The sequence below is a fragment of the Virgibacillus sp. AGTR genome (genome assembly GCF_016919725.2).
Classification (GTDB): domain Bacteria; phylum Bacillota; class Bacilli; order Bacillales; family Amphibacillaceae; genus Virgibacillus; species Virgibacillus salarius.
Genome location: NZ_JAJERH010000055.1, coordinates 22,046 through 28,092 on the forward strand (window position 1 = coordinate 22,046; position 6,047 = coordinate 28,092).

Annotated in this window: 7 protein-coding genes and 1 pseudogene; 5 read left to right on the forward strand and 3 right to left on the reverse strand. The window is 35.5% G+C overall.

What is annotated here, in order from left to right:
• The first annotated feature begins 19 nt into the window (after positions 1-19).
• From JUJ52_RS16740 to JUJ52_RS16750, 3 genes are all read left to right on the forward strand, one after another.
• Positions 20-217 carry a cold shock domain-containing protein gene (locus JUJ52_RS16740; protein ID WP_021288643.1) on the forward strand — a complete coding sequence of 66 codons (198 nt, stop codon included), beginning with the start codon at positions 20-22 and terminating at the stop codon, positions 215-217.
• A gap of 220 nt (positions 218-437) precedes the next feature.
• Entirely contained in the window at positions 438-1,124 is a 687-nt protein-coding gene (locus tag JUJ52_RS16745; RefSeq protein ID WP_026682715.1) for a class I SAM-dependent methyltransferase, read from the forward strand.
• The gene (locus tag JUJ52_RS16750) at positions 1,124-1,432 is read left to right on the forward strand and encodes a hypothetical protein (protein WP_121604516.1); all 309 of its coding nucleotides are present in this window, start codon (positions 1,124-1,126) and stop codon (positions 1,430-1,432) included. The genes JUJ52_RS16745 and JUJ52_RS16750 overlap by 1 nt, the downstream gene beginning before the upstream one ends.
• Before the next feature lie 338 nt (positions 1,433-1,770).
• On the opposite strand, the gene JUJ52_RS16755 is transcribed toward JUJ52_RS16750, so the two are convergent.
• A complete protein-coding gene (locus tag JUJ52_RS16755; RefSeq protein ID WP_121604517.1) occupies positions 1,771-2,661 on the reverse strand; it encodes an NAD(P)-dependent oxidoreductase in 891 nt (296 codons plus the stop codon).
• A 190-nt stretch (positions 2,662-2,851) separates the two neighbouring features.
• On the opposite strand from JUJ52_RS16755, the gene JUJ52_RS16760 reads away from it, so the two are divergent.
• Complete coding sequence (locus JUJ52_RS16760; protein ID WP_205389548.1) at positions 2,852-3,301, forward strand: GNAT family N-acetyltransferase; 450 nt, start codon at positions 2,852-2,854, stop codon at positions 3,299-3,301.
• 628 nt (positions 3,302-3,929) lie between these two features.
• Here the strand turns inward: JUJ52_RS16760 and JUJ52_RS16765 are convergent.
• A complete protein-coding gene (locus tag JUJ52_RS16765) occupies positions 3,930-4,472 on the reverse strand; it encodes a DUF4352 domain-containing protein (protein WP_026682711.1) in 543 nt (180 codons plus the stop codon).
• Positions 4,473-4,495: 23 nt separating this feature from the next.
• Positions 4,496-4,840: a DUF4064 domain-containing protein gene (locus JUJ52_RS16770; protein WP_026682710.1), complete on the reverse strand. Its 345-nt coding sequence runs from the start codon at positions 4,838-4,840 to the stop codon at positions 4,496-4,498.
• A gap of 677 nt (positions 4,841-5,517) precedes the next feature.
• On the opposite strand from JUJ52_RS16770, the pseudogene JUJ52_RS23745 reads away from it, so the two are divergent.
• Positions 5,518-5,736: pseudogene (locus tag JUJ52_RS23745) on the forward strand (ORF6C domain-containing protein); the annotation flags it as partial.
• Positions 5,737-6,047: the final 311 nt, after the last annotated feature.

Here is a 6,047-nt window from a genome sequence, read left to right on the forward strand (position 1 = left end):
GTATAAGGAGGTCATTTTAATGACTGGTAAAGTAAAATGGTTCAACGCTGAAAAAGGCTTCGGTTTCATCGAGCGTGAAGATGGCGACGATGTATTCGTTCATTTCTCTGCTATCCAAGCAGAAGGTTTCAAAACACTTGAAGAAGGTCAAGACGTTGAATTTGAAATCGTAGAAGGTAACCGCGGACCACAAGCAGCTAACGTTACTCGTCTATAATAGATGAAATAAAGGGTTTATCTCATTCCGTGAGGTAAACCCTTTTTTATAGGCTAGAAAATTATAAAATTTGACCTGTGGATAAATTTGGGCGTGTTGAGCCGCGTCCAGTTCCAGCGCCCAGAAACGAGGCGACTTCACGAATCGCCCTACGTTTCTAATCGGGCGCTTGCGCTTTTATGCTACAAATATCTATAATTGGATCAAAAGGAGAGAGCGGATGAAACGCTTTGATTGGAGTAAGGAAGCGGCAGTTCTGTGGGATGATCAGGCAGATTTTTGGAATAAGCGTAGCAAGAATATGTGGGAATCAGGCAGTCGTCATCAAATCGTACCTTTTATCAAAAAGCACAGTAAACCAAATTGCCAACAACTATTAGATATTGGTTGCGGTGATGGATATGGGGCATATAAGCTTTACAAAGAAGGGTACCGAGTTACAGGAATGGATTTATCCAAAAAAATGATCGACTATGCTCAATCACAGCTTCCCGATGAAATTACATTCATTCATGGAGACATAAATCAATTGCCATTTGATGATTCCGCTATGGATGGTATTATGGCAATCAATGTATTAGAGTGGACAGAAAATCCAGACAAGGCATTAGACGAATTAAAACGTGTTGTGCGGGAGGATGGATTCCTATGTGTTGGGATTTTAGGACCTACAGCAGGTCCCAGATTAAATAGCTTTCCGCGATTACATAATCAAAAATCCATTTGTAATACGATGATGCCTTGGGAGTTTCAGAAACTTTGTGAAGAGAAAGGCTTGCAATATATGGATGGATATGGAGTCTATAAACAAGGGGTAAACAAAGCCCATTATAATGACTTACCACTTGAGTTAAAACAGGCATTGTCATTTTCCTGGATATTTTTAATGAGAAATGTTGGTGAATAATGGAGCATAGAGATAAAGAAAATAAAGTTGTCAAACGATATCAGCAAGATGAACAGATGATGATACTTATTTATGCACAATGGTGTGTCAATCATAATCTAAGCCCAACCGCATTGTATAGGCAGGCATATCCTGATCAATGGGAGAATGAAGCATTAGCAGATGCTCTTTCATTAACTGTACCGAAAGAAGATGAACAGGAGATCTCCACAGACACAGTACTTCAAGTTCTGCAGTTATTTGGCAATGATGACCTTGGCTTTATCGTTCAACAGGAGGCAAATAAATTAAAAAACGATAGATCATAAAATTATGATTAAAAAGGATAATGAAAATTTTCTGAAAAACATATCTCCTCCATTAAAGTAATTTGCAAGAAGAGGTGGAGGAAAGTGCGTTTTAATCCAAGTAGAAAATCGAACAAGAAATGATGGTTCATGTAACGGAGTGCTAAGGAAATTTATGCTGCTTTCTTTAGGAGGCTGGTAAGCCTCCTAAAGTTGACCGTACTCTGAGACTTCATCGAAGCTTTCCCTCCCTTAGAAGAAGGAAGGCTTCGCCAGCAATACAGCGCACGCAGAAAAGCGCTCATCTTTTTCAAAGAGTCTACGGATATTTCAGTATCCTATCCTTACTATTCGGTTGGTTATTCAAATAGTTTAATTAGTGCCTGTGTTCCACTATCGGCTTCACCTTTTTCCTCTAGCTCCTCGTATAGTTGGAGTGATAGCTTCAACCCATGCGTTTTAAGTCCAATTTCTTCTGCGGTTTCTAAGGCAATCTTCATGTCTTTAATAAAATGTTTTACAAAGAATCCAGGAGAATAATCCTCTTTTATCATACGTGGTGCTAGGTTAGACAAAGACCAACTACCGGCTGCACCAGTAGTTATACTAGTAAGAACCCTCATTGGATCAAGACCAGCTTTTTTTGTGTATGCGACTGCTTCACATACGCCAATCATATTTGAAGCTATTGTGATTTGATTGGCAAGCTTGGTATGTTGTCCAGCACCAGCTTTTCCTTGGAGAACTATATTTTCTCCCATAACTTGGAAAAGTTCAAATACTTTATCAAATGCCTCTGTTTCACCGCCAATCATAATAGCAAGCTTCCCATTTTTTGCTCCAATATCACCGCCTGAAACAGGAGCATCTAATGCATGGCAGTCTTTTTCCCTAGCTTCTTCGGCTATTTTTACTGCTAAAGAAGGCTTTGAAGTTGTCATGTCAATCAAGTATGTGCCTTTTGATATATAATTTAAAATGCCTTCTTTTCCAAAGTAAATAGCCTCAACATCTTTAGGATACCCTACCATCGTAATAATGATGTCGGATGATTGAGCTAGTAATGCGGGTGAATCTTGCCAAGTTGCACCAGCCTTTAGTAATTGCTCAGCCTTCGATTTGGTTCTGGTATAGATGGAAAGATTATATCCCGCTTGAATTAGATTAAGCGCCATGCTTTTTCCCATTACACCAATACCAATAAATCCAATATTCATATCTTTTGTATTCAAATTGACTTCTCCCTTCATCTTTTTCTTTATTCATCTCATTCGACAGCAACCATTCAATATCCTCTTTTAAAATACCCCATATAAAATGGAATTACGAAGTGATTTTCTAACTGACTAAAACTGTAAAAACACATTTCTGCATGAAGTATCACTCTATTTTGTGTAAAATAATATCAACCAAATGTCTGCATGATGAGGAGGAACTAGTATGCATTGGCTAAAGCGTACGTTCCATGAACTAACTAACGACGAGCTTTATCAAATCTTGAAAGCGAGAACGGATATATTTGTTGTAGAGCAAGCTTGTGCTTATCCAGAGTTGGATAATTATGATCAACACTGCGTTCATTATTGCTTAAAAACAGACGAAGGAAAGGTTATTGCTTATGCTCGGGTTTTGCCAGCGGGAAGTAAATATGCTGAGACATCCATTGGGCGGGTTCTGGTCGTTGAAGCATATCGTGGAAAAGGATATGGTAATGAGCTAATGGAGTATATAATTGGAGCTTTAGAAGAAGAAAAAACGAAAATAATTAAAATTCAAGCTCAGCTTTATTTAAAAGCATTTTATGAATCATTTAAGTTTAAACAAATATCGTCGCCATATCTTGAGGATGGAATTTGGCATATTGATATGATATGGGCAAACGATTACTAAGATCGTTGATACATAAGCTTTTTAAAGTTCCAGAAAATAGATTTTAGTTAAAAATGTCACATAAAAGTCACGAAATTTTTAAAAAAGCTATTTTTTAGAGCAAATCATCAAATTTTCCTTTGATTTTGTCAGAGGAATTTTCTTTCATCTTTTTAGTAACATGTGTATTCTTTTTTCACCAAATGAGTAATCTGATAAATAATGCAAAAGCGAATGTAAAACCCATGAACATGGAAAGTTGGCCATTTTCATCCCTTTTTCTCGATATAAAGACAGATCCTATAATTGGATGAATTTCAGATAATAGAAATTCCAAGGTTTAAGTAGAGGCTGGGGCAAAAACACAACTTCTTTACTTAAAATACGAATAATTATATTATCAATAGGAGTATCATCGCCGTACCGTGAAAATATACGCGCTTTCCACGGGAACGGCTTCAGCTAACGTGGTAAAGAAAAACACGTTACCACGTTGATCTTCGGTTTCGTGCTGTTCCCGCCGGAGTCTCGCTTATTTTAGGTGCTAAATGAATGATTCTGATCAAAAAACGAACGATAATTAGTTTAAACTAATTATCGTTCGTTTTTGATGTTTCTTCATTCGTTTGTCTCTGCCTCTAAAAGACAGTTATTTGCTTAATTTTTCAGCTGGTATTTTCCAAATTGCTTTACCAGATTTAAAAGGATCAGAAAAATGTAATTCATAACTATCTGATTCAGGAACATCAAAAGGAATTTCACCTCTTAGTGTTCCGCCCGGTTCTATAGTTCCATCAAATTGCGCTTTAACGCCTTCTGTTAATATCGTTGTTGTATATGAATAACCATCCACGTCTTTTAGTTCAACGTTCATCATAGAGGACATGGTTTGTTCTTCGTCCGTATTATTTTCAGCTGTTAGATTAACTACTACAAATTGGTCATTTTCTGGTTCGTCAAAATCTCCACCTGGTTCAATTCTTGCCTCGTTCAGAGTTATTTTCATGCCATCAAATTCAACGGCATCGCCAATTGCTAGTTCTTGTGTCTTTGGTTTTTCTTTTTTGTCTGCGGAATCATCACTAGTTTTTTCTCCGTCATCTGCGCCAGCTTCTTTGATTTCTGCCTCACCACAAGCTACTAACATAAAAATTAATACTAATGGAAACGATAACAATAAAATCTTTTTCAATATAATTGCCCCCTTTTGTTTGCTTATGCAGCCATTTTATTTTCTTTGTCTTTTTTAAATACTCCCATTAATCCGGCGATACCTATCATTATTGCTGAAACTAAATAGAACATAGAGATACTTATCAAACCGCCTATAGCGGAAATCAATAACAATATGCCCCCAACTTTAGCCTTCGATCTAACCACAACTGAACCAACAATAGCTAGTGCAGAAAATAGAAATCCTGCCCAACCTAGACCAATGACTTCGCTTGTACCAGATTCACTAAATGCGGCATCAACTCCACCGATGAATAAAGCCATAATAGATGCAATAAATCCAAAAATACCTCCAATTAGTCCTAGTACAAATTCAGTAGTACGCATGCATACTCCCCCCTTTGAGAATTTAGTTTTATATGTAATCCATACAAATGTATGCTAAATTATATACATTTGCATAGTGATTACCCTATTCATCAAACTCCTTGAATGTTTCCCATATTTTTTTTAATCGTCTTAAATCTTCTTCTTTATTTTTTGGAAGCTGTCTGTACCATCTTTCTAATGATGGGTTGTTACGGAAAGCTTTGAATGATTATCTCTTATCTAATATAACATTATTGCAGAAATAGGAAAATAAATTGCCAAATATGCATAATGTTTATCGGTATTGCGATTAATGCAATGTATATTTTAGTGAATAACTTACGAAAAAAGCAATATAAGAAGGTGTCAAAATAAAAAAATAAACCTTGAGAAAATCAAACTACTTTGTAAAGAAAACAAATTGCCTCAACGTGATATGGCAGAGTTAATCGGATTGAAAACACTATATCTTTACCGATAAGAATCAGGTCATCAATCATTTTTAGAAGAAATACACACCATTACAGAATTTTTCAATTTACCTGTTGGATATTTTTTAGTAATGACATTGCTAAACATGCAATAAAAAATTAATTAGGAGAGAATCAAATGAATTCGTCCATGTTTCTTAATTACTAAAAAAGGTTGTGACATGGTAGTCAACAGTTCTATCAGATAAAGAGCAACTCAAGGCTTTTATCAAACTATCTATTGAACACAATGAAAAGATCGAACAGCCTTATGAGCGCATTACAAACCTTGAAGAAACTATGCGTGCAGACGGAGCGCAAGAACTCACTCTTAACAAAGAAGGCAAACGAGTTGTTATAGAAGCGCTAGGTGGTAAATCATCACCTCCATATAAAAATATGGCTTTCAAAGTATTTTCAGCTAAGTTCTCCCTTTTTGGCTAGTATTTACGTTTTTTTAGAAAAGTTTTTGCTTATTCCTAATATTTCAGCTTTCAGCCGTTTCAACAGTAGAAAGTAAATTCCCCAAATAGTTAGAAAGTATTCTTCATCTAGAGTGATATGGAAAAGGTTGAATGCTTAATTAATAATGCTCTATTATATCGATAACCTATGAAAGAAATCATTAGTTATTATTTAAATATTTGATAATTTAAATAATATTTAAATTTCATGGAATTTAATGTATATTTCGTAATTAATGTAATAAATTTCTAAATGAGGGTTAATAAGGTAATTTATTCGAAATAATAAAT

Excerpts from the sequence above, each read along its gene's own strand:
- JUJ52_RS16750 (WP_121604516.1), top strand. The coding sequence starts at position 1,124 with ATGGAGCATAGAGATAAAGAAAATAAAGTTGTCAAACGATATCAGCAA.
- JUJ52_RS16770 (WP_026682710.1), bottom strand. The coding sequence starts at position 4,840 with ATGCGTACTACTGAATTTGTACTAGGACTAATTGGAGGTATTTTTGGA.
- JUJ52_RS16740 (WP_021288643.1), top strand. The coding sequence starts at position 20 with ATGACTGGTAAAGTAAAATGGTTCAACGCTGAAAAAGGCTTCGGTTTC.
- JUJ52_RS16745 (WP_026682715.1), top strand. The coding sequence starts at position 438 with ATGAAACGCTTTGATTGGAGTAAGGAAGCGGCAGTTCTGTGGGATGAT.
- JUJ52_RS16760 (WP_205389548.1), top strand. The coding sequence starts at position 2,852 with ATGCATTGGCTAAAGCGTACGTTCCATGAACTAACTAACGACGAGCTT.
- JUJ52_RS16755 (WP_121604517.1), bottom strand. The coding sequence starts at position 2,661 with ATGAAGGGAGAAGTCAATTTGAATACAAAAGATATGAATATTGGATTT.